The 20,064-nt window shown below is 44.4% G+C and carries 29 protein-coding genes; all 29 read right to left on the reverse strand.

Going from position 1 to position 20,064, the window contains the following annotated elements:
* Positions 1–59 (reverse strand): 50S ribosomal protein L36 (rpmJ, locus tag ACTHUT_RS05815; protein WP_440418699.1); only part of this gene is annotated, 59 nt, incomplete at its 3' end.
* Between the two features lie 18 nt (positions 60–77).
* Positions 78–296: a translation initiation factor IF-1 gene (gene infA / locus ACTHUT_RS05820; RefSeq protein ID WP_003684714.1), complete on the reverse strand. Its 219-nt coding sequence runs from the start codon at positions 294–296 to the stop codon at positions 78–80.
* Positions 297–300: 4 nt separating this feature from the next.
* Positions 301–1,614 carry a preprotein translocase subunit SecY gene (secY, locus tag ACTHUT_RS05825; RefSeq protein ID WP_049323404.1) on the reverse strand — a complete coding sequence of 438 codons (1,314 nt, stop codon included), beginning with the start codon at positions 1,612–1,614 and terminating at the stop codon, positions 301–303.
* Positions 1,615–1,627: 13 nt separating this feature from the next.
* The gene (rplO, locus tag ACTHUT_RS05830) at positions 1,628–2,062 is read right to left on the reverse strand and encodes a 50S ribosomal protein L15 (RefSeq protein WP_003749291.1); all 435 of its coding nucleotides are present in this window, start codon (positions 2,060–2,062) and stop codon (positions 1,628–1,630) included.
* A 1-nt stretch (position 2,063) separates the two neighbouring features.
* Complete coding sequence (rpmD, locus tag ACTHUT_RS05835) at positions 2,064–2,249, reverse strand: 50S ribosomal protein L30 (RefSeq protein WP_003684808.1); 186 nt, start codon at positions 2,247–2,249, stop codon at positions 2,064–2,066.
* Positions 2,242–2,760, reverse strand: a complete 519-nt coding sequence (gene rpsE / locus ACTHUT_RS05840; RefSeq protein ID WP_003684704.1) for a 30S ribosomal protein S5 — start codon at positions 2,758–2,760, stop codon at positions 2,242–2,244. Before rpsE ends, rpmD begins: the two co-directional genes overlap by 8 nt.
* A 17-nt stretch (positions 2,761–2,777) precedes the next feature.
* Positions 2,778–3,131, reverse strand: coding sequence for a 50S ribosomal protein L18 (gene rplR, locus ACTHUT_RS05845; RefSeq protein ID WP_003749287.1), 354 nt, complete (start codon positions 3,129–3,131; stop codon positions 2,778–2,780).
* Positions 3,132–3,144: 13 nt separating this feature from the next.
* Entirely contained in the window at positions 3,145–3,678 is a 534-nt protein-coding gene (gene rplF / locus ACTHUT_RS05850) for a 50S ribosomal protein L6 (RefSeq protein WP_003749285.1), read from the reverse strand.
* Positions 3,679–3,691: 13 nt separating this feature from the next.
* Positions 3,692–4,084 carry a 30S ribosomal protein S8 gene (rpsH, locus tag ACTHUT_RS05855; protein ID WP_003749283.1) on the reverse strand — a complete coding sequence of 131 codons (393 nt, stop codon included), beginning with the start codon at positions 4,082–4,084 and terminating at the stop codon, positions 3,692–3,694.
* Between the two features lie 14 nt (positions 4,085–4,098).
* Positions 4,099–4,404 carry a 30S ribosomal protein S14 gene (gene rpsN, locus ACTHUT_RS05860; protein WP_003684736.1) on the reverse strand — a complete coding sequence of 102 codons (306 nt, stop codon included), beginning with the start codon at positions 4,402–4,404 and terminating at the stop codon, positions 4,099–4,101.
* 2 nt (positions 4,405–4,406) lie between these two features.
* Positions 4,407–4,946: a 50S ribosomal protein L5 gene (gene rplE / locus ACTHUT_RS05865; protein WP_003684750.1), complete on the reverse strand. Its 540-nt coding sequence runs from the start codon at positions 4,944–4,946 to the stop codon at positions 4,407–4,409.
* 9 nt (positions 4,947–4,955) lie between these two features.
* Positions 4,956–5,279: a 50S ribosomal protein L24 gene (rplX, locus tag ACTHUT_RS05870; protein WP_049348887.1), complete on the reverse strand. Its 324-nt coding sequence runs from the start codon at positions 5,277–5,279 to the stop codon at positions 4,956–4,958.
* 11 nt (positions 5,280–5,290) lie between these two features.
* Positions 5,291–5,659: a 50S ribosomal protein L14 gene (gene rplN, locus ACTHUT_RS05875; protein WP_002215434.1), complete on the reverse strand. Its 369-nt coding sequence runs from the start codon at positions 5,657–5,659 to the stop codon at positions 5,291–5,293.
* A 227-nt stretch (positions 5,660–5,886) separates the two neighbouring features.
* Entirely contained in the window at positions 5,887–6,150 is a 264-nt protein-coding gene (gene rpsQ, locus ACTHUT_RS05880) for a 30S ribosomal protein S17 (protein WP_003749281.1), read from the reverse strand.
* Complete coding sequence (rpmC, locus tag ACTHUT_RS05885; RefSeq protein WP_003684705.1) at positions 6,150–6,341, reverse strand: 50S ribosomal protein L29; 192 nt, start codon at positions 6,339–6,341, stop codon at positions 6,150–6,152. The genes rpsQ and rpmC overlap by 1 nt, the downstream gene beginning before the upstream one ends.
* The gene (gene rplP / locus ACTHUT_RS05890) at positions 6,341–6,757 is read right to left on the reverse strand and encodes a 50S ribosomal protein L16 (protein WP_003749279.1); all 417 of its coding nucleotides are present in this window, start codon (positions 6,755–6,757) and stop codon (positions 6,341–6,343) included. Before rplP ends, rpmC begins: the two co-directional genes overlap by 1 nt.
* A complete protein-coding gene (gene rpsC / locus ACTHUT_RS05895; RefSeq protein ID WP_003684753.1) occupies positions 6,741–7,433 on the reverse strand; it encodes a 30S ribosomal protein S3 in 693 nt (230 codons plus the stop codon). Before rpsC ends, rplP begins: the two co-directional genes overlap by 17 nt.
* Positions 7,434–7,442: 9 nt before the next feature.
* On the reverse strand, positions 7,443–7,772 hold the full coding sequence (gene rplV, locus ACTHUT_RS05900; protein WP_003749277.1) for a 50S ribosomal protein L22: 330 nt from the start codon (positions 7,770–7,772) through the stop codon (positions 7,443–7,445).
* Between the two features lie 8 nt (positions 7,773–7,780).
* Positions 7,781–8,059, reverse strand: a complete 279-nt coding sequence (rpsS, locus tag ACTHUT_RS05905; RefSeq protein WP_002215422.1) for a 30S ribosomal protein S19 — start codon at positions 8,057–8,059, stop codon at positions 7,781–7,783.
* A 5-nt stretch (positions 8,060–8,064) separates the two neighbouring features.
* A complete protein-coding gene (gene rplB, locus ACTHUT_RS05910; protein WP_003684813.1) occupies positions 8,065–8,898 on the reverse strand; it encodes a 50S ribosomal protein L2 in 834 nt (277 codons plus the stop codon).
* Positions 8,899–8,903: 5 nt separating this feature from the next.
* Entirely contained in the window at positions 8,904–9,218 is a 315-nt protein-coding gene (gene rplW / locus ACTHUT_RS05915; protein WP_003749274.1) for a 50S ribosomal protein L23, read from the reverse strand.
* The gene (rplD, locus tag ACTHUT_RS05920) at positions 9,215–9,835 is read right to left on the reverse strand and encodes a 50S ribosomal protein L4 (protein WP_003684798.1); all 621 of its coding nucleotides are present in this window, start codon (positions 9,833–9,835) and stop codon (positions 9,215–9,217) included. The genes rplW and rplD overlap by 4 nt, the downstream gene beginning before the upstream one ends.
* Complete coding sequence (gene rplC, locus ACTHUT_RS05925; RefSeq protein ID WP_004464584.1) at positions 9,835–10,479, reverse strand: 50S ribosomal protein L3; 645 nt, start codon at positions 10,477–10,479, stop codon at positions 9,835–9,837. The genes rplD and rplC overlap by 1 nt, the downstream gene beginning before the upstream one ends.
* A gap of 251 nt (positions 10,480–10,730) precedes the next feature.
* A complete protein-coding gene (gene rpsJ / locus ACTHUT_RS05930) occupies positions 10,731–11,042 on the reverse strand; it encodes a 30S ribosomal protein S10 (protein WP_002642322.1) in 312 nt (103 codons plus the stop codon).
* Positions 11,043–11,059: 17 nt separating this feature from the next.
* Positions 11,060–12,244 (reverse strand): elongation factor Tu, encoded by a 1,185-nt coding sequence (tuf, locus tag ACTHUT_RS05935; RefSeq protein ID WP_002215366.1) that lies wholly within the window; start codon positions 12,242–12,244, stop codon positions 11,060–11,062.
* A gap of 85 nt (positions 12,245–12,329) precedes the next feature.
* Positions 12,330–14,435, reverse strand: a complete 2,106-nt coding sequence (gene fusA, locus ACTHUT_RS05940) for an elongation factor G (protein WP_036491326.1) — start codon at positions 14,433–14,435, stop codon at positions 12,330–12,332.
* 18 nt (positions 14,436–14,453) lie between these two features.
* Positions 14,454–14,924 (reverse strand): 30S ribosomal protein S7, encoded by a 471-nt coding sequence (gene rpsG, locus ACTHUT_RS05945; protein ID WP_002240962.1) that lies wholly within the window; start codon positions 14,922–14,924, stop codon positions 14,454–14,456.
* Between the two features lie 117 nt (positions 14,925–15,041).
* Positions 15,042–15,413, reverse strand: coding sequence for a 30S ribosomal protein S12 (rpsL, locus tag ACTHUT_RS05950; protein ID WP_002218431.1), 372 nt, complete (start codon positions 15,411–15,413; stop codon positions 15,042–15,044).
* Positions 15,414–15,665: 252 nt separating this feature from the next.
* Positions 15,666–19,841 (reverse strand): DNA-directed RNA polymerase subunit beta', encoded by a 4,176-nt coding sequence (rpoC, locus tag ACTHUT_RS05955; RefSeq protein ID WP_440386595.1) that lies wholly within the window; start codon positions 19,839–19,841, stop codon positions 15,666–15,668.
* Positions 19,842–20,064: the final 223 nt, after the last annotated feature.

The raw sequence follows: 20,064 nt of genomic DNA on the forward strand, positions 1-20,064 counted from the left end.
TTACGACGAATAATCTTGCAATTGCGACAAATTTTCTTTACAGAAGGTTGTACACGCATTTTATTTCCTTTTATCGTTTATCTTGCTCGGAAAACAATCCGAGCACGGGTTAAATCATAAGGAGTTAGTTCAACTGTTACCTTATCACCTGGAGAAATACGGATATAGTGCATTCGCATTTTTCCAGAGATATGACCAAGTACTACATGATCATTTTCCAGTTTTACTTTAAACGTTGCATTGGGCAAAGTCTCAAGGATTTCACCCTGCATCTGTATGGTATCTTCTTTAGCCATAAGCCTACTTACGTGATAAAGATTTCATATCTGGACGACTCATCAAATCTTCATACTGACTACTCATTACGTAGGAATTGATTTGCGTCCTAAAATCCATTGTAACGACAACCAAGATAAGCAAAGACGTTCCTCCTAAATAGAAAGGCACATTCAATGCTGTCGTTAAAAATTCAGGTATCAGACAGATTGTAGTGATATACAAAGCACCAAATAATGTCAGTCTCAGTACAACTTTTTCCAAATATCTAGAAGTTTGCTCACCCGGGCGAATACCAGGTACAAATGCACCACTTTTCTTCAAATTCTCAGCCATTTCTTTAGGGCTAAATACTAAAGCAGTATAGAAATAGCAGAAGAAGATAATAGTTGTTGCAAATAATACAATATACAAAGGCTGCCCATGTTGCAGCATTGCAGCAACCTTGTGAAGAATAGAATTCGTACTATTTGAACCAAACCAACCTAAAAGAGTAGATGGAAAAAGGATAATACTGGAAGCAAAAATAGGAGGAATAACACCGGCCATATTTAGCTTGAACGGCATATGAATGCTTTGTCCTGGCATCATTCCAGAGCCAAATTGCCTTTTAGCATAATGCACAGGAACCTTACGCTGAGCACTTTCAAAATATACTACAGCATAGATCAACAGCAAAATACCAATAACAATGGATACTGCCATTAACATACTCATAGAGCCTTGTTCAGTCAAAGTCAACAACCGAACAATACCAGATGGAATACCCGATACAATACCTGCTGTAATAATTAAGGAAATGCCATTACCGATACCACGCTCGGTAATCTGCTCCCCCAACCACATCAAAAACATCGTACCTGTAACCAAACAGACTACTGTAGAAATATGAAACTCAAGCGAACTTGTTACAACAACTCCTTGTTGATAAACAAATGTTGCAACACCAAAGCTTTGTAATACAGCCAATAATACCGTCCCATACCTAGTATATTTCGTAATTATTTTCCGACCAGCCTCACCTTCCTTTTTTAAAGCTTTTAAAGAAGGAATGATCTCTGAAGCAAGCTGAACAATAATCGACGATGAAATATAAGGCATGATACCAATTGCAAATATACTAAAGCGCTCCAACGAACCACCCGAGAACATATTTAACATTCCGAATATGCCGTTTGCAGCGCCTTCGTATAACTTAGCTAATGCAACAGCATCTACGCCCGGTACCGGTATATGAGCACCAATACGGAAAACGACTAAAGCTCCTAATAGAAACACTAGACGTTTTTTCAGATCTCCAAATTTGGATAATCCTGATAAAGATTGTTGATTAGCCACTATAGTGCAAGCCTTATTCTTCTACTTTGCCACCAGCAGCTTCAATTGCAGCTTTAGCACCTTTAGTAGCTTTTACACCTTTCAAGGTAACTGCTTTAGAAATCTCACCAGAAGCAATAACTTTTACATTAGAAGCAGTCGCAGGAATTAGACCAGCTTGTTTAAGAACCAAAACATCAATTTCGTTTACAGCAATCAGATTCAACTCACTCAAACGAACTTCAGCATTAGCGGCAGCAGTCAAAGATTTGAAACCACGCTTAGGCAGGCGACGTTGCAAAGGCATTTGACCACCTTCAAAACCTACCTTGTGGAAACCGCCAGCACGGCTTTTTTGACCTTTATGGCCACGACCACCTGTCTTACCCAGGCCACTACCAATACCACGGCCTACACGACGACTAGCGTGAGTAGCACCCTCAGCAGGTTGAATAGTATTCAAAAACATATTAAGACTCCACTTTCAACAAGTAGCTGATTTTATTGATCATACCACGGTTTTCAGGGGTATCTAAAACCTCTACTGTATGCTCACGGCGACGCAAACCTAAGCCACGAGCACAAGCACGATGAGATTCAATTGTACCGATCAGGCTCTTAACCAATGTAACTTTAATCTTTTTTTGCTCAGTCATGGTTAGCTCCCAAAATATCTTCTACTGTCAAGCCACGTTTAGCGGCAATATCAGCAGGGGTATACAGTTTAGACAAACCGTCTAATGTAGCACGTACAATATTGTAAGGGTTAGTAGAACCATGCACTTTAGCTGAGATGTTATGGATACCCATAGCATCAAATACTAAACGCATTGGACCACCAGCTTTTACACCGCTACCTTCTTTAGCAGGTTGCATAAATACTTTAGTAGCGCCATGACGACCAATAACTTCATGATGAATAGTACCATTTTTCAAAGGTACTTTAATCATGGAGCGGCGTGCTTGATCCATTGCTTTTTGAACAGCAACTGGCACTTCTTTTGATTTACCCTTACCCATACCGATGCGACCATCACCATCACCAACAACAGTCAGTGCAGAGAAAGCCATGATACGGCCACCTTTAACTACTTTAGTCACGCGATTAACTGCGACCATCTTTTCAATCAGGCCGTCACCGCGTTCTTCAATTTCATGTTTTGCCATCTGAAAGTCTCCAAATATTAGAAGCTTAAACCATTTTCACGTGCAGCTTCAGCCAAAGCTTTCACACGACCGTGATATTGGAAACCTGAACGGTCAAAAGCAACTTTTTCAACACCTACTGCTTTAGCTTTTTCAGCAATACGCTTACCAACTACAGCTGCTGCTTCAACGTTGCTACCTGATTTCAGGCTACTACGTACTTCAGCTTCCAATGTAGAGGCTTGAGCCAATACTTTATCACCTTCAGCACTAATTACTTGAGCATAAATATGATTATTGCTGCGGAACACACATAATCTTACCATTTTCAAGTCCGCAATACGCGCACGGGTTTTGCGTGCACGACGGAGTCGGGTTGTATGTTTATCCATTAGTGAACCTCAATTATTTTTTCTTGGCTTCTTTCATCACTACTACTTCACCTACATAACGAACACCTTTGCCTTTATAAGGCTCAGGAGAACGGAATGCACGAATTTCAGCAGCGACTTGGCCAACCACTTGTTTATCTGCACCAGTCAAAACGATTTCTGTTTGGCTAGGAGTTTGAACAGAAACACCTTCAGGCATTTCATATACGATTGGATGAGAGAAACCCAAAGATAAGTTCAAAACTTTGCCTTGCGCTTGGGCACGATAACCCACACCAATCAATTGAAGTTTTTTCTCAAAACCTTCAGAAACACCCTTAACCATGTTATTAACCAATGCACGAGCAGTACCAGACATAGCATTAGCCTGTTTACTGTCATTTTTTGCAGCAAAAGTCAATTTACCATCGTTTAGTTCAATAGCAACATCGGAATGCAAAGGAAAGGACAATTCGCCATGTTTACCTTTGATTACCAATGCATCTGTTCCGAATTTTACTTCTACACCAGCAGGAACAGTCACTGGGTTTTTTGCGACGCGTGACATTTACATTTCTCCACTAGGCTACGATGCACAACAACTCACCACCAACACCCTCAGAACGGGCTTTGCGATCAGTCATCACACCTTTAGAAGTACTAACAATAGCAACACCCAAGCCATTCATTACGCTAGGGATCTCGCTTGATGCTTTGTAAATACGCAAACCAGGACGTGAAACACGTTTAATTTGCTCAATCACAGGGCGACCTGCATAGTATTTCAATTGAATTTCCAATACCGGTTTTGCATCAGCAGAAACCGTAAAATCCTCGATATAGCCTTCATCTTTCAGAACTTTTGCAATTGCACATTTCAATTTTGAAGAAGGCATGGCAACAGTTGCTTTATTAGCACGTTGCGCATTGCGAATACGAGTCAACATATCGGAAATAGGATCATGCATACTCATTATTTATACTCCTATTACCAGCTAGCTTTAACAACACCAGGAATCTCGCCACGCATAGCGATTTCACGGATTTTAATACGGCCCAAACCAAATTTACGGAAAGTGCCACGAGGACGACCTGTTAAAGCACAACGACGACGTTGACGTACAGGTGCTGCATTACGAGGAATGGATTGAAATTTCAAACGTGCCTCAAAACGTTCTTCTTCAGTCGCATTAGCATCATTAATAACAGCGAAAATTGCCTCACGTTTAGCTGCAAACTTTTTCGCCAATGCTTGACGTTTCAGCTCACGATTAATAAGTGCTTTCTTAGCCATGATTATCCTTTAAACGGAAACTTGAACAGTGACAACAAAGCTTTCGCTTCTTCATCAGTTTTTGCAGTAGTTGTAATAGTAATATTCAAACCACGCAAAGCATCGATTTTATCGTATTCAATTTCCGGGAAAATAATTTGCTCACGAACGCCCATATTGTAATTGCCACGACCATCAAATGATTTACCACTTACACCGCGGAAGTCACGTACGCGAGGCAATGCAATAGTAATCAAACGATCTAAGAATTCAAACATTTGATCACGACGCAATGTTACTTTGCAACCAACTGGATAGTTATCACGGATTTTAAAACCTGCGATAGATTTACGGGCAACTGTAACAACTGGTTTTTGACCAGCAATTTTCTCTAAATCAGAAACAGCATGCTCCATTACTTTTTTATCAGCAACAGCTTCACCTACACCCATATTCAAGGTAATTTTTTCAATACGTGGAACTTCCATTACTGATTTGTAACCAAATTGTTTAACCAATTCAGGAACAACTGTATCTTTATAAAACTCTCTCAAACGAGCCATGTTATCTCCTTATGCTCCAATGATAGAGCCATTTGATTTGAAGAAACGAACGCGTTTAACTTTGCCTTCATTTTCAATCAGCTTAATACCAACACGGTCTGCTTTATTAGTTTCCGGATTCAGGATTGCAATATTAGAAATATCCAAAGGCATTTCTTTAGTAATAATACCACCCTCAATACCACGCATTGGATTAGGTTTTTGATGGCGTTTGACAACATTCACACCTTCAACAACAACTTTATCACCCAACACTCGAACTACTTGACCTTGCTTACCTTTATCTTTACCGGCAATCACTACAACCTGATCGCCTTTAATGATTTTATTCATCGCGCTATTCCTTATAATACTTCGGGCGCCAATGAAACGATTTTCATAAATCGCTCAGTACGCAATTCACGGGTTACCGGGCCAAAAATACGAGTACCCAGAGGCTCAAGTTTATTATTTAATAACACAGCGGCGTTGTTATCAAATTTAATTAGCGCACCATCAGGACGACGCACACCCTTAGCAGTACGAACAACTACCGCATTGTATACATCACCTTTTTTGACACGACCACGTGGGGCTGCATCTTTAACTGCAACTTTAATAATATCGCCAACAGAAGCGTAGCGACGCTTAGATCCGCCCAATACCTTGATGCACATCACGCGACGCGCACCAGAGTTATCAGCCACATCTAAGATGGTCTGCATTTGAATCATATTAGTACCTTTAAATTAACCAACTTAATTTACCACTTTCATATAACTCGCACCTTACTTTAAGCTGCTTATTAAATGAAACCATCACGGTTCTAGTAAACCAGTCTTGGATCCCGAAGGGAGAGAAACTTCCATAAGAAGCTGGAAGATAAGAAACGAAGTTTACACGCAAATCAAATTTGCTGCAAGACTTCGTTTCTTATTAAGCTACATTACTGTATTTTAAATCAAACAGTACGTGCTTTCTCAACCAATTCTTTGACAACCCAAGACTTGGTTTTTGACAAAGGACGAGATTCTTCGATTACCACTACATCACCGATGCCATATTGATTGCTTTCATCATGTGCATGGATTTTAGTTGATAAACGAATGATTTTACCGTACAGAGGGTGTTTAACTTTACGCTCAACCAATACTGTAACAGTTTTGTCCATTTTGTCGCTTACCACTTTGCCTTGCAAAGTACGAACATTTTTAGCTTCGCTCATTACTTAGCACCTTTTTCAGTTAAAATGGTTTTAATACGAGCAATATCGCGACGTACACGTTTCAACTCGCTAGATTTACCCAACTGACCGGTTGCATTTTGCATGCGCAAGCCAAACTGAGCTTTCAACAAGTCCAACAAATCAGAGTTTAATTGCTCAATAGATTTGTCTTTCAATTCATTTGCTTTCATTATTGACCCACCTGTCTTACCACAAAGGTTGTAGGAATAGGCAATTTGGCAGCAGCCAATTCAAATGCTTCACGAGCCAAAGACTCAGGAACACCGTCCATTTCGTACAATACTTTGCCTGGTTTAATTTCAGCAATGTAATATTCCACATTACCTTTACCGCCACCCATACGAACTTGGATAGGTTTCTCAGTAATTGGTTTATCAGGGAATACACGAATCCAAATGCGACCACCACGTTTAATATGACGAGTCATAGTACGACGAGCAGCTTCGATTTGGCGGGCAGTCAAACGACCACGACCTACGGCTTTCAAACCGAACTCACCGAAACTTACTTTGTTACCGCGAGTAGCAATACCTGTGTTACGACCTTTTTGTTGCTTGCGATATTTCAGTCTAGTTGGCTGCAGCATTACGTCCACCTGCCTTTCTTTGTTTCTTCTCATGCTCAGGTTTAGAAGATTTAATATTACCTTCTGTATAAACCCAAACTTTCAGACCCAGTACACCATAAGTAGTGTGCGCTTCGCTAGTTGCATAATCTACATTTGCACGCAAAGTATGCAAAGGTACGCGACCTTCACGGTACCATTCGCTACGAGCTATATCAGCACCATTCAGACGGCCTGAAGTCATGATCTTGATGCCTTTGGCACCAGAACGCATTGCATTTTGCATTGCACGTTTCATTGCACGACGGAATTGAACACGTTTTTCAAGCTGCTGGGCAATACCATCAGCAATAATTTGCGCATCCAACTCAGGACGGCGAATCTCTTCAATATTTACATGAACTGGCACACCCATCAGAGCTTGCAAGTCACGTTTCAAGATTTCGATATCCTCACCTTTTTTACCAATAACCACACCTGGACGAGCAGAGTGGATAGTGATACGTGCAGATTTAGCAGGACGTTCGATTACTACGCGACCAACTGAAGCATTTGCCAATTTTTTGCGCAAGTAATTACGAACATCAATATCTTGTTTCAAAACAGTTGAAAAGTCGGTGCTTTTAGCAAACCATTTTGAAGCCCAGTCTTTAGTTACCGCCAGGCGAAAGCCTGTAGGGTTAATCTTTTGTCCCATAGCTTTTCCTTAGTTGCCCACTGTCACATTAATATGACAAGTTTGTTTCTCGATGCGGTTACCGCGACCTTTGGCACGAGCTTGGAAACGTTTCAAGCTTGGGCCTTTGTCAACAAAGATAGTTACCACTTTCAGTTCGTCAATGTCAGCACCATTGTTGTGCTCGGCATTAGCGATTGCTGATTCCAATACTTTTTTAATCAGCTCAGCACCTTTTTTAGGGCTGAATGCCAAGATATTCAAAGCTTGGGCAACGTCTTTACCACGAATCAAATCAGCTACCAAGCGAGCCTTTTGAGCTGAAATACGGGCATTTTTATGTTGTGCACTTACTCTCATGATTCACCTTATTTCTTTTTAGCCTTTTTATCGGCCAAGTGGCCTTTAAAGGTACGGGTCAATGAGAACTCACCTAATTTATGACCAACCATGTTGTCACTGATAAACACAGGCACGTGAGTGCGACCGTTGTGTACAGCGATAGTCAGACCAATGAAATCAGGCAAAATGGTAGAACGACGTGACCAAGTTTTAATTGGGCGTTTGTCGTTGCTTGCACGAGCAGCATCTACTTTTTTCAGCAAATGCAGGTCTACATATGGGCCTTTTTTTAATGAACGAGCCATACTAATTAACCTTTATTTGAGTAACGACGACGAACAATCATGTTATCCGTGCGTTTGTTATTACGAGTGCGGTAGCCCTTAGCAGGAGTACCCCATGGGCTAACCGGTTCGCGAGCTTCACCAGTACGGCCTTCACCACCACCATGTGGGTGATCGACAGGGTTCATGACAACACCACGAACGGTCGGACGAATACCACGCCAGCGGTTAGCACCAGCTTTGCCGATTTTTTTCAGGCTTTGTTCTTCGTTACCAACCTCACCGATAGTTGCACGGCAATTTACGCTAATTTTGCGCACTTCACCAGAACGCAAACGAACTTGAGCGTAAGCACCTTCTTTTGCAAGCAATACCGCAGAAGCACCAGCTGAACGGGCAATTTGTGCACCTTTACCTGGTTTCATTTCAATACAGTGAATAGTTGTACCAACTGGAATATTGCGAATCGGCAGAGTGTTACCTACTTTGATAGCGGCTTCAGCACCGGAAACCAATACTGCGCCGGCTTGAATACCACGAGGAGCAATGATATAACGACGCTCACCATCTGCATAACACAACAATGCGATAAATGCAGTACGGTTAGGGTCATACTCGATACGCTCTACTTTTGCAGGGATACCGTCTTTGTTACGTTTAAAATCTACAACACGGTAATGGTGTTTATGGCCACCACCTTTATGGCGGGTAGTGATATGACCATTGTTGTTACGACCGGCAGTAGAATTTTTCTTTTCCAGCAGAGGTGCATAAGGTGCACCTTTGTGCAAACCTTCTGTTACCACGCGAACCATGCCGCGACGGCCTGCAGAGGTCGGCTTCATTTTAACGATTGCCATTTTGTTTATTCCTTATCTGCAGCTGCAGCAGCGGCTTCCAAATCTAACTCTTGACCGGCAGCCAAGCTTACGTAAGCCTTTTTAACATCGCTGCGACGACCTAAAGTGCGACCAAAACGTTTAATTTTACCTTTAATGGTAACAGTAGTAACGTCTGCAACTTGAACACCGAACAGCAACTCAACTGCTGCTTTAATTTCAGGTTTAGTTGCATTTGCCAAAACTTTAAACGTCATTTGGTTACGTTTTTCAGCCAATACGTTGCTTTTTTCAGAAACGATAGGTGCCAAGATTACTTGAGTCAAACGTTGTTGATTCATACCCATTGCTCCTCTAATTGTGCAACTGCATCTTTAGTGATAACGACTTTTTTGTAACGCAGCAAGCTGTAAGGATCAACTTGTTGAGCTTCCAAAACCAATACGTTAGGCAAGTTGCGTGAAGCCAAGTAAACATTCTCGTCGAGCTGTTTAGTTACAAACAGAACTTGCTCCAAACCCAAGTTTTTCACTTGTTCGGCAAAAACTTTGGTTTTAGGAGTTTCAGCAGTCAATGCTTCGATTGCAAACAAACGTTCGTCACGAGCCAATTGGGACAAAATAGTCGCCATACCGGCACGGTACATTTTACGGTTCACTTTTTGAGTAAAGTTTTCGTCAGGTTTGTTTGGGAATGCACGACCACCTTTACGCCACAGCGGAGAAGAAGTCATACCGGAACGAGCACGACCGGTACCTTTTTGGCGCCATGGTTTTTTAGTAGAGTGGTTTACTTCGGCACGAGTTTTTTGAGCACGGTTACCAGAACGGGCATTTGCCAAATAAGCAGTAACCAGTTGGTGAACCAGAGCTTCATTGTATTCACGAGCAAACAAAGCATCAGAAACAGCCAAGCTGCCAGATACTTGTCCTTTAGCGTCAATTACTTTCAATTCCATTACGCACCTACTTTCACGCTAGGACGAACCACGACGTCGCTGTTAACCGAACCCGGAACAGCACCTTTAACCAACAAGAGTTGGCGTTCAGCATCAACACGCACAACTTCCAATTTTTGAACAGTTGCTTTAGTGTTACCGTATTGACCTGCCATACGTTTACCAGGGAACACACGACCAGGGTCTTGTGCCATACCGATAGAACCAGGAACACGATGAGAACGGGAGTTACCGTGGGAAGTACGTTGAGCACCGAAGTTATGACGTTTGATCGTACCAGAGAAACCTTTACCTTTAGAGGTACCGGTTACATCTACCAATTGACCAACTTCAAACATAGAAACGGTAATTTCATCACCGGCTTTCAATTCAGCCAGTTTTTCTTCAGTCAAAGCAAACTCAACCAAACCGCGACCAGCTTCAACACCTGCTTTAGCAAAGTGACCGGCTTCAGTTTTATTGACACGATTAGCTTTTTTCTGACCAAAGGTAACTTGTACAGCAGTGTAGCCGTCAGTATCTTTGGATTTCACTTGTGTAACGCGGTTGGCAGACATATCCAAAACAGTTACCGGAACAGAAACACCCTGCTCGTCGAACACGCGAGTCATACCAACTTTGCGTCCAACCAGACCTAAAGTCATGATTATTTTCCTTTTAAGTAAAGGGGCGGGCTACGATTGGCCTGCCTTTCAGACAAAGTTAAACTTGATACGGATGTACCAAGTCCGCCATTATAATTGACAAATCAAAGAAATATCAACAAAAATTTCAATTTAACTTCTTAAAACCACCATTTTTTTCGGATGAAGTGTTGCCAAATATCTGAAAATTTTCAGACGGCCTAAGAATTCTATAAAAAACCGAACAGCCAAGCTGTTCGGTTTTTCAGTTCTTATTGAACTTTAATTTCTACATCTACACCTGCTGGAAGATCCAGTTTCATCAGTGCATCAGTAGTTTTGTCAGTCCAGTCCACGATGTCCATCAGACGCAAGTGGGTACGGATTTCCAATTGTTCACGAGAAGTTTTGTTCACGTGAGGAGAACGCAAGATGTTGAAACGTTCGATTTTAGTTGGCAAAGGAATCGGACCTTTAACAACAGCGCCAGTACGTTTGGCAGTTTCAACGATTTCTTGCGCAGAACGGTCAATCAGACTGTAATCATAAGCTTTCAGGCGGATACGGATTTTTTGGTTTGCCATTTATCAATATCCCTCAATTAAGCGATTACAGAAGAAACCACACCCGCACCTACGGTACGACCACCTTCGCGAATCGCAAAGCGCAGACCTTCTTCCATAGCGATAGGCGCAATCAGTTCTACAGTAATGGTTACGTTCTCACCCGGCATTACCATTTCTACACCTTCTTCCAAAGTAACTGCACCAGTTACGTCGGTAGTACGGAAGTAGAATTGTGGGCGGTAGTTAGCGAAGAATGGAGTGTGACGACCACCCTCTTCTTTGCTCAGTACGTATACTTCGGCTTTGAACTTGGTGTGAGGAGTGATAGTACCTGGTTTAGCCAATACTTGACCACGCTCTACGTCTTCACGTTTAGTACCACGCAGCAATACGCCTACGTTGTCACCTGCTTGACCTTCGTCCAGCAGTTTGCGGAACATTTCAACACCGGTACAAGTGGTTTTTTGGGTTTCTTTCAGACCTACAATCTCGATCTCGTCACCAACGTGGATGATACCGCGCTCTACACGACCGGTTACTACTGTACCACGACCGGAGATAGAGAATACGTCTTCAATAGGCAACAAGAAAGGTTTGTCCACAGCACGCTCAGGTGTTGGGATGTAGCTGTCCAAAGCAGCAGCCAGTTCGAAGATTTTTTCTTCGTAAGCAGCATCACCTTCCAAAGCTTTCAGTGCAGAACCTTGTACGATTGGGCAGTCGTCGCCTGGGAAGTCGTAGCTTGACAGCAGGTCACGGATTTCCATTTCAACCAGTTCCAACAGCTCGGCATCGTCAACCATGTCGCATTTGTTCATGAACACGATGATGTAAGGTACGCCTACTTGACGAGCCAACAGGATGTGTTCGCGAGTTTGCGGCATAGGACCGTCAGCTGCGGAACATACCAAGATAGCGCCGTCCATTTGGGCAGCACCGGTAATCATGTTTTTAACGTAGTCGGCGTGGCCCGGGCAGTCTACGTGTGCGTAGTGGCGGGTTTCAGTTTCGTATTCTACGTGAGAGGTATTAATGGTAATACCACGGGCTTTTTCTTCAGGAGCGTTATCGATTTGGTCGTAAGCTTTTGCAGCGCCACCGAATTTTTTAGCCAAAATAGTAGTCAATGCAGCAGTCAGAGTGGTTTTACCATGGTCAACGTGACCGATAGTACCAACGTTTACGTGCGGTTTGCTACGTTCAAATTTTTCCTTAGCCATGAGCTAATTCCTTTACATATAAAGATCGATTAAAGAACAATGGCCGTCTGAAAATTTATTTTCAGTTTCAGACGGCCTTTTCTGATTAGCCTTTACGGGCTTCAGTTACAGCAGCAGCTACGTGAGCAGGAGCTTCAGCGTATTTTTTGAACTCCATGGAGTAAGTAGCACGGCCTTGGGTTGCAGAACGCAGGTCGGTTGAGTAACCGAACATTTCTGCCAGAGGTACTTCGGCACGGACTTTCTTACCACCGATACCGTCATCATCCATACCCAATACAACACCACGGCGACGGTTCAAGTCACCCATTACGTCACCCATGTATTCTTCAGGTGTTTCCACCTCAACTGCCATGATTGGTTCCAACAGAGCTGGGTTGGCTTTACGCATACCTTCTTTGAAGGCTTGAGACGCAGCCAATTCGAAGGCCAGTTGAGAGGAGTCAACGTCGTGTGAAGAACCGAAGATCAAACGCACACGTACGTCAACTACTGGGTAACCGGCAACGATACCGTTAGGCAAAGTATCGCGAATACCTTTATCGACAGACGGAATAAATTCGCGAGGAATCACACCACCTTTAATTTCATCGATAAATTCGTAGCCTGCACCACCTGGTTCCATAGGCTCCATTTTGATCACAACGTGACCGTATTGGCCTTTACCACCAGATTGTTTGGCATGTTTATATTCAGCTTCAACTTCTTTGCGGATGGTTTCACGGTAAGCCACTTGAGGCGCACCGATGTTTGCTTCCACACCGAATTCGCGTTTCATACGGTCAACAATAATTTCCAAGTGCAGCTCACCCATACCGGAAATAATAGTTTGACCAGATTCTTCGTCTGTACGAACACGGAAAGAAGGGTCTTCTTTTGCCAGACGGTTCAGGGCAATACCCATTTTCTCTTGGTCGGCTTTGGTTTTCGGCTCAACGGCAATATGGATTACCGGCTCAGGGAATTCCATGCGTTCCAAGATGATCGGTGCGCTTTCTGCACACAAGGTCTCACCAGTGGTTACGTCTTTCAGACCGATAGCGGCTGCGATGTCACCAGCGCGTACTTCTTCAATTTCAGTACGGTCTGCAGCAGTCATTTGTACCAAGCGACCGATACGTTCGCGAGTACCTTTTACAGAGTTCAATACGGTATCACCGGATTTCACCACACCAGAGTAAACGCGGATGAAAGTCAGCTGACCAACGTATTTATCGTTCAACATTTTGAACGCTAATGCAGAGAATTTCTCTTCATCGCTTGCTTGGCGGCTGTCGGCTTCTTCAGTGTTAGGGTTAACGCCTTGAACTGGAGGAATGTCGGTAGGAGCAGGCAGCAATTCTACAACTGCGTCCAACATACGTTGAACACCTTTGTTTTTAAATGCTGAACCACACAACATTGGTTGAATTTCGCCGGCCAAAGTACGTTGACGCAATGCGCCTACGATTTCTTCTTCAGTCAGCTCATCACCGCCCAAGTATTTGTCCATCAATTCTTCGCTGGCTTCTGCTGCGGCTTCAATCATGTTTTGACGCCATTCTTCAGCAGTCTCAACCAATTCAGCAGGAATATCGCCATAGGTAAAGGTTGTACCTTTATCGGCTTCATTCCAAATAATGGATTTCATTTTCAACAGGTCAACAACACCGCTGAAGCTGTCTTCCGCACCAACCGGAATTACGATAGGTACAGGGTTTGCGCGCAAACGGGTTTTCATTTGCTCAACAACGCGGAAGAAGTTAGCACCTTGACGGTCCATTTTGTTTACAAATGCCAAGCGAGGTACTTGGTATTTGTTAGCTTGACGCCATACGGTTTCAGATTGAGGTTGAACACCGCCTACTGCACAGTAAACCATTACTGCGCCGTCCAATACACGCATAGAACGCTCTACCTCTACGGTGAAGTCAACGTGTCCCGGGGTGTCGATGATGTTGAAACGGTGCTCAGGGAACTGTTTCGCCATACCGGACCAATAAGAAGTCACAGCAGCAGAAGTAATGGTAATACCACGCTCTTGCTCTTGTTCCATGTAGTCGGTAGTAGCTGCGCCGTCATGCACTTCGCCCAATTTGTGAGTCAAACCTGTATAGAACAAAATACGTTCTGTTGTGGTTGTTTTACCCGCGTCAATATGGGCAGAAATACCGATATTGCGATACAGGCTGATAGGGGTCTTACGAGCCATTTTGTTAGCCTTTCGATATTAGAAACGGAAGTGAGAGAATGCTTTGTTAGCTTCAGCCATGCGGTGTACTTCTTCACGTTTTTTCAACGCACCGCCACGACCTTCAGCCGCATCAATCAATTCACCTGCCAAACGCAGGTCCATAGATTTCTCACCACGTTTACGGGCCGCATCGCGAACCCAGCGCATTGCCAAGGCCAGACGACGTGAAGGACGAACTTCAACAGGAACTTGGTAGTTTGCACCACCTACACGGCGGCTTTTCACTTCCACGATAGGTTTGGCGTTTGCAATGGCTTCGTTAAATACTTCGATTGCTACTTTGCCGGTTTTTTTCTCAATTTGCTCCAGAGCACCGTAAACGATACGCTCTGCAACAGATTTTTTACCGTCAATCATCAATACGTTCATGAATTTAGTCAGCTCAACGCTACCGAATTTTGGATCTGGCAGTACGTCGCGCTTAGGGACTTCTCTACGTCTTGGCATTTTAATTTCCTTTAGTCTATTCAGTTGGGTCTATTCCCATGAATACCCAATTAAGTATTCACTTACTCGGCCGTTGTTCAGCTTAGGCGGCCGACGTGCCTATTTGAGTCCCGATAATTATTTAGGACGCTTAGCACCGTATTTAGAACGGGCTTGTTTACGGTCTTTAACACCTGCAGTATCCAAAGAACCGCGTACAGTGTGGTAACGTACACCTGGCAAGTCTTTTACACGACCGCCGCGGATCAATACGACGCTGTGCTCTTGCAGGTTATGACCTTCACCACCGATGTATGAAATGACTTCAAAACCGTTGGTCAGGCGAACTTTACATACTTTACGCAATGCAGAGTTAGGTTTTTTAGGGGTAGTTGTGTATACACGGGTGCATACGCCGCGTTTTTGCGGGCAAGCTTCCAGTGCAGGCACTTTGTTTACGTACACGGGCTTTTGACGGCCTTTGCGTACCAATTGGTTAATAGTTGGCATATTTTCTCGTCCTGTTGAGTTAAATACTTGCCGACACCATGTCGACAAGATTGGAATTATATTTTTATTGCAAGGGTTTAGTCAAGCAAATGACTGATAAAGTTTAGTGTTTTTCTATTTATCTTTAAAATTTTGGAAGCAATGGCCGTCTGAAAGATTCAGACGGCCTCGCTCTCTACCCTATCTAAGCCCTCTATAAAATAAAACCGCAAGACTGGCTTGCGGTTTTATTTTCACGAAAATCCTTCCGGATTATTCGTCTGAAGCTTCAATTTCAGAAGCTTCTTGATCGGCTTGCTGCCATTGTTGGTGACGGCTGCGGTGGTAAGTCAAACCTGTACCGGCAGGAATCAATCGACCAACAATCACGTTCTCTTTCAAACCGCGCAGCTCGTCTTGTTTGCCCATGATAGCGGCCTCGGTCAAGACGCGGGTTGTTTCTTGGAACGATGCAGCAGAAATGAAGCTGTCGGTAGACAAGGAAGCTTTGGTAATACCCAACAACACATTTTCATAACGTGCCGGCTCTTTGCCTTCAGCGATGGCTTTCTCATTGGCAAGCATCACATCGCTACGCTCGACTTGTTCGCCGGTAATAAACTCTGTATCACCAGCATCCACAATGTTCACACGGCGCAACATTTGGCGGATGATGACTTCGATGTGTTTATCGGAAATCTTCACACCTTGCAGGCGGTAAACCTCTTGTACCTCTTGAACAATGTAGCGAGCCAATGCTTCAATACCTTGCAGACGCAGAATGTCGTGCGGATCTACGGCACCGTCCACGATGGTTTCACCGCGGTTGACCACTTGACCGTCGTGTACCAAAATCTGTTTCTCTTTAGAAATCAGCGTTTCGTATGCTACACCGTCTACGTCGGTAATAATCAGACGCTGTTTACCTTTGGTTTCTTTACCGAAGGAAACGGTACCGGTAATTTCAGCCAACATGCCGGCATCTTTCGGCACGCGTGCTTCAAACAACTCAGCAACGCGCGGCAGACCACCGGTAATATCGCGGGTTTTAGAAGACGCTTGAGGAATACGCGCCAACACATCACCCTTACCGACTTCCTGACCTTCACGGACAGTAATCACTGCACCAACCGGGAACGCCATAGAAACCGGCGTAGTCGTACCTGGGATACAGATTTCCAAACCGTTTTCATCCAACAATTTGACAGTCGGACGCAACAGTTTAGAAGCACCGGAGGAGCGACGTTTGCCGTCGATGACCACCAAAGTGGACAAACCGGTTACATCGTCGGTCTGTTTCGCAACGGTTACACCCTCTTCTACGTTTTCGAATTTCACCAAACCTGCATGTTCGGTAATCATCGGACGGGTATGCGGATCCCAAGTTGCCAAAGTTTGACCGGCTTTAATGGCTTCGCCGTCTTGTACCAACAGGATTGCACCGTAAGGTACTTTGTGGCGTTCACGTTCACGGCCGATTTCATCGTGAATCACAACTTCACAAGAGCGGCCAATGACAACCAATTCGCCTTTGTTGTTGGCAACGTAACGCATTTGGCTGCTGAAACGAGCTGTACCGTTGGATTTAGCTTCCACTTGGCTGGCAGCAGCCGCGCGGGATGCCGCACCACCGATGTGGAACGTACGCATGGTCAGCTGAGTACCTGGTTCACCAATAGATTGTGCAGCAATGACACCTACAGCCTCACCGGCATTAACCAGTTTACCGCGTGCCAAGTCGCGACCGTAACAGTGTGCACACAAGCCATGGCGGGTTTTACAAGTAATCGGGGTACGGACTTTGACTTCATCGACACCGGATTGGTCAATCATATCCACCAGTTTTTCAGTCAACAACGTACCGGCTTCAACTAAGGTCTCGCCACTTGATGGATCAACAACGTCAGACGCGGTAACACGACCCAAAATACGATCGCGCAATGCTTCAATCACATCACCACCTTGTACGACCGCCTTCATAACAAAGCCATCTGAAGTACCGCAATCGTCTTCAACAACGACCAAGTCTTGAGTTACGTCTACTAGACGACGGGTCAGGTAACCAGAGTTTGCCGTTTTCAACGCGGTATCCGCCAAACCTTTACGCGCACCGTGGGTCGCAATAAAGTATTGCAATACGGTCAAACCTTCGCGGAAGTTAGAGGTAATAGGCGTTTCAATAATGGAGCCGTCAGGTTTTGCCATCAAACCACGCATACCGGACAACTGTTTAATCTGAGCCGCAGAACCACGGGCACCAGAGTCGGCCATCATGTAAATAGAGTTGAAGGACTCTTGATCAACTTCGTTGCCGTCACGGTCGATGACTTTTTGTTTGGACAGATTATCCATCATCGCTTTAGCGATCTTATCGCCGGCACGACCCCAAATATCGACTACTTTGTTGTAACGTTCGCCATTGGTTACCAAACCTTGACGGTATTGATCTTCGATTTCTTTAACTTCGGCATTAGCCTCGGCCAGCAAGGCTGCTTTTTCTTTCGGAATTTCCATATCGTCAACCGCAATGGAAATACCACCTTTAGCCGCAAAACCGAAACCGGTATACATCAGGTGGTCGGCGAAAATAACTGTTTCACGCAGGCCGCACAGACGGAATGATGCGTTAATCAGTTTAGAAATTTCTTTTTTCTTCAGCGCTTTGTTGATGTACTCGAACGGCAGGCCTTTAGGCAAGATTTCGCTCAACAATGCACGGCCGACTGTTGTTTCGTAACGGTTAACGACAGGCTCAAACTCACCTGCTTCGTTTTTCACCCATTCGCGCAGACGTACGGTAATTTTCGTACCCAGTTCAACCTGTTTGGTATGGTATGCACGATGCACTTCTTTCACATCAGCAAACAGGCTGCCTTCGCCTTTAGCATTGATACGGTCGCGGGTCATGTAGTACAGACCCAATACGATATCTTGAGAAGGTACGATGATTGGTTCGCCATTGGCTGGAGACAATACGTTATTTGAAGCCAGCATCAGCGTGCGCGCTTCCATTTGTGCTTCCAAGCTCAATGGAACGTGCACGGCCATTTGGTCACCGTCAAAGTCGGCGTTAAATGCGGCACATACCAACGGATGCAACTGAATCGCTTTACCTTCGATCAGGATAGGTTCGAACGCTTGAATACCCAAACGGTGCAGGGTTGGCGCACGGTTCAGCATAATCGGATGTTCGCGGATCACTTCTTCCAAGATGTCCCATACTTCCGGTACTTCTTGTTCTACCAATTTTTTCGCTGCTTTAACGGTAGAAGCCAAACCTTGTTTTTCCAGTTTATGGAAAATGAACGGTTTGAACAGTTCCAAAGCCATTTTCTTCGGCAGACCGCATTGGTGCAGACGCAGGTATGGGCCTACGGTAATCACGGAACGACCGGAGTAGTCCACACGTTTACCCAGCAGGTTTTGACGGAAGCGGCCGCCTTTACCTTTAATCATGTCGGCCAATGATTTCAGCGGACGTTTGTTGGCACCGGTCATAGCTTTACCGCGACGGCCGTTATCCAACAGAGAGTCAACTGCTTCTTGCAACATACGTTTTTCGTTGCGGACGATGATGTCAGGCGCATGCAGTTCCAACAGACGTTTCAGACGGTTGTTACGGTTGATGACGCGACGGTATAAATCGTTCAAATCGGAAGTGGCAAAACGACCGCCATCCAATGGAACCAAAGGACGCAAATCAGGTGGCAATACCGGCAGCACATCCATAATCATCCACTCCAGTTTCATACCGGAACGATGGAAGGCTTCCAACACTTTCAAGCGTTTGGCAATTTTTTTGATTTTGGTGTCAGAACCGGTAGATTCCAGCTCTTGACGCAGGATCTCGATCTCGCCGGCAATATCCAAGGTGCGCAGCAATTCGCGGATACCTTCCGCACCCATTTTGGCATCAAAGTCGTCGCCATATTCGTCCAGCTTGTTGTAGTAATCGTCTTCAGTCAGCAATTGACGGCGTTGCAACGGAGTCATGCCGGGATCGGTCACCACGAATGCTTCAAAGTACAATACACGTTCGATATCACGCAACGTCATGTCCAATACCATACCCAGGCGGGAAGGCAGGGATTTTAAGAACCAAATGTGGGCAACAGGTGCTGCCAATTCGATATGGCCCATGCGTTCGCGGCGCACTTTGGACAGGGTAACTTCTACGCCACATTTTTCACAGGTTACGCCTTTAAATTTCAAGCGTTTGTACTTACCGCACAAACATTCATAGTCTTTAACCGGGCCAAAGATTTTGGCGCAGAACAAACCGTCGCGCTCTGGTTTGAACGTACGGTAGTTGATGGTTTCAGGTTTTTTAACTTCGCCATAAGACCATGAGCGGATGGTTTCGGGAGAGGCAATACCGATTTTGATGGCATCAAACTCTTCTTCCATGCCGGCGGTTTGCAACGGATTAAATAAGTTCAACAAATTCATTTTTGCTCCTTGAAGGAAGTATTTTTACCGCGTGGCGGATTTTCGATATTGGAAACGGTACTTTTGATTTCAGACGGCCTAAATGCCGATTGCTTTATTCTTATTCTGAAACCGCTTTTTCAGACGACCTTAAAAGGCCGTCTGAAAACTTCTGTTTAGTAGCGTTCCAAATCGATATCCAAGCCCAGTGAGCGAATCTCTTTAACCAATACGTTGAAGGATT

The sequence above is a fragment of the Neisseria sp. P0022.S010 genome, assembly GCF_051956635.1.